Raw genomic sequence first — 343 nt, 5'->3', positions numbered from 1 at the left:
CGCGGGTTTTGTGAAGATCAGGCTTCCTTTTCCTGCATCTGAGCTGGCGCTGTTTTTTCACGGGTGATCCACCAGCAAAGGACGGAAGCAAGGCTTACCATCACGACACCTTGCCAGAAGGTTGCGGTTAATGTCAGTCCCAGTAATTGCGCAGATAAAAAGGTCGAAAACACTGGGACAAAATAAGACAGCGTTGCTAACAACACCATATTGCCGCGCAGGATCCCGATATTCCATAATGCGTAGCCGCCGCCCATGGCAAGGCCGGCCAATAGCAAGTCTCTGATCACCAAGAGATCAAACTGCATTGGCGGTTCATCGGTAAACATAAATTTCACCCAAA

General features: G+C 49.6%; 1 protein-coding gene. It reads right to left on the bottom strand.

Annotated elements, in window-relative coordinates; all coding sequences use genetic code 11:
* Nucleotides 1–17 precede the first annotated feature (17 nt).
* The coding region (locus tag ACYP03_RS24980) for an EamA family transporter (protein ID WP_459782523.1) at nt 18–343 on the bottom strand (326 nt) is incomplete at its 5' end.

Source organism: Photobacterium sp. R1 (genome assembly GCF_054600795.1).
Note: the sequence above shows the minus strand (reverse complement) of the source record. Positions and strands in the feature narration are given on the sequence as shown.